General features: G+C 32.7%; 2 protein-coding genes and 1 pseudogene. 2 read left to right on the forward strand and 1 reads right to left on the reverse strand.

Going from position 1 to position 2,377, the window contains the following annotated elements:
* Positions 1-660, forward strand: a pseudogene (locus L6Q46_RS13640) (M1 family peptidase); the annotation flags it as partial.
* A 32-nt stretch (positions 661-692) separates the two neighbouring features.
* Here L6Q46_RS13640 and L6Q46_RS13645 read toward each other — a convergent pair.
* Complete coding sequence (locus L6Q46_RS13645; RefSeq protein ID WP_291284768.1) at positions 693-1,217, reverse strand: hypothetical protein; 525 nt, start codon at positions 1,215-1,217, stop codon at positions 693-695.
* Positions 1,218-1,536: 319 nt separating this feature from the next.
* On the opposite strand from L6Q46_RS13645, the gene L6Q46_RS13650 reads away from it, so the two are divergent.
* On the forward strand, positions 1,537-2,377 hold an 841-nt coding region (locus L6Q46_RS13650; RefSeq protein ID WP_291284769.1), incomplete at its 3' end, for a UvrD-helicase domain-containing protein.

Here is a 2,377-nt window from a genome sequence, read left to right on the forward strand (position 1 = left end):
ATTCTAAAATCAGATGCGTATTATCCAATCAAACAATACATTGTATATCAAACAAGAAATTTGGTTTTTGAAGAGCGAAAAGTTATTTTAGAAACTGCTTTAGCAACAAATAATATTTTGGTAAGAAGAGCCGTTGCGGAATCTACGCCAGTTATTCCTGAAGCTTTTAAATTGCAATACGAAACGTTACTGAATGATAATTCCTATCAAACGAAAGAAATTGCGTTATCTAATCTTTGGAAAAACTTTCCCGAAGATCGTTTACTTTATTTAGAACAAACCAAAGAGATTGTTGGAAATAATGATAAAAGTTTCCGCTTAACTTGGTTAGCTTTAGCAATGAATACGGAAAATCTATCGGAGCAAGTGAAAGCTACTTCGTATAATCAATTGTTAGATTTTGCTTCTGAAAACTACGAAAGTTCCGTTAGACAAAACGCTTTAGAATTGTTATTGCAACTAAATTCGAATGATGAAAAAGTAATTGAATTATTGTTTAAAGCAACGGTGCATCACAAGTGGCAGTTCACTAAGTTTGGAAGAGATAACGTTCGCTTATTACTTAAAAAACCAGAATACAGAACACTAGTTGAAAAATTAGCATCTACTTCGGATGCAACCATGAAAGAGTTGTATTTGAAGTTTTTGAATGAAAAATAAAAAAATCCCGAGTTGTAGCTCGGGATTTATATTTAAAATACTCTTTTCAATTCTTCTTTCAAATAGCTAATTGCTATATTACTTGGAGCTTCGGTTTCGGTTAACTCAATCATAATTGCTTCTCTTAGTTTATCGGCATCAGCAACATCTTCTCTAAGTGCATTCTTTCTAATCATTTGCACTGTGCTATTTTTTGCTTTTAGCACGATATCCCAAGTTTCAGCAGTCAAATAAATTTGTTGCGTTAAATTGTGTTCAAATTCGGTTTGTATGTGGTGTGATAATAAAGTAGCATAATCATCTTTACTTTTTCCTGTTGGAGCCACACGAATTAGTAATTGTGTTGGGTTAATTCTTTCCAACAATAAAACCATTCGCTCATACGCTTGCAAACGAATCGGTAACGCTTGTTTTTGATTTTCTCTTAGTAATTCAAATTTGCGTTTACTTTCTTCGCTGTTGTAAAATTTTTGCATCATTACAAAAGCTACACCACCAGTAATTAAAGCAGGTAAGGTATAAGCAGCAATTTCTAATAATTTATCTTCGATTGTCATTTTAAATAGTTTTAAATATGTCGCAAATTAAGATTAAAATTATTAAAATTCAAATAGGTTTAGGAACACAGATTTGAGAAATATAATAAATGGTTAAAATCAAATCTTAAATTTAAAAATGAGTTACTCAATTTTTCTATGTTATCTATGTTAAGTAAAACGTCCGAAGCCTCGGACTAAAATCAGCGCAAAGTAAATCTATTGGGTCTATGTGTTTAAATATTTCTCTCATTTTAAGCACAAAATAAAAACTTGTAAAAACACTTACCAAAGTGTATTTTTGTAAATTAGTTAAAAGTTATCGAATCCTATGAAAGAAATGCAGCGATATATCAGCCAATTAAACGAAGCACAGCAAGCACCTGTTTTGCAGAAAGACGGCCCCATGATTGTAATTGCGGGAGCGGGTTCTGGAAAGACACGTGTGTTAACCGTTCGTATTGCTAACTTGATGAGTCAAGGAGTAGATGCATTTAATATTTTGGCCTTAACTTTTACCAACAAAGCCGCACGTGAAATGAAAAAGCGTATTGCGGATATCGTAGGAAACAATGAAGCTAAAAACCTTTGGATGGGAACCTTTCACTCGGTTTTTGCTAAGATTTTAAGAAGTGAAGCCGATAAATTAGGTTATCCATCGAATTTCACAATTTACGATTCTCAAGATTCTTTACGTTGTTTGGGTGGCATCATCAAAGAAATGCAATTGGATAAAGACATTTACAAACCAAAGCAAATCTTAGGGAGAATTTCATCTTATAAAAACTCGTTAATCACAGTAAAAGCCTATTTCAATAATCCCGAGTTACAAGAAGCCGATGCCATGAGTAAAAAACCGCGTATGGGTGAAATTTATCAGCAATATGTAGAGCGTTGTTTTAAATCGGGTGCGATGGATTTTGATGATTTACTTTTGAAAACCAACGAATTATTGAATCGTTTTCCAGATGTGTTAGCGAAATATCAAGATAGATTTAGATACATTTTAGTAGATGAGTACCAAGATACGAATCATTCACAATATTTGATTGTTCGTGCCTTATCCGATAGATTTCAAAATATTTGTGTGGTTGGTGATGATGCGCAAAGTATTTATGCTTTCCGTGGTGCGAACATTAACAATATTTTGAATTTCCAGAAAGATTACGAAAACGTACAAT

It is taken from the genome of Flavobacterium sp. (assembly GCF_023151265.1).
Lineage (GTDB): Bacteria > Bacteroidota > Bacteroidia > Flavobacteriales > Flavobacteriaceae > Flavobacterium.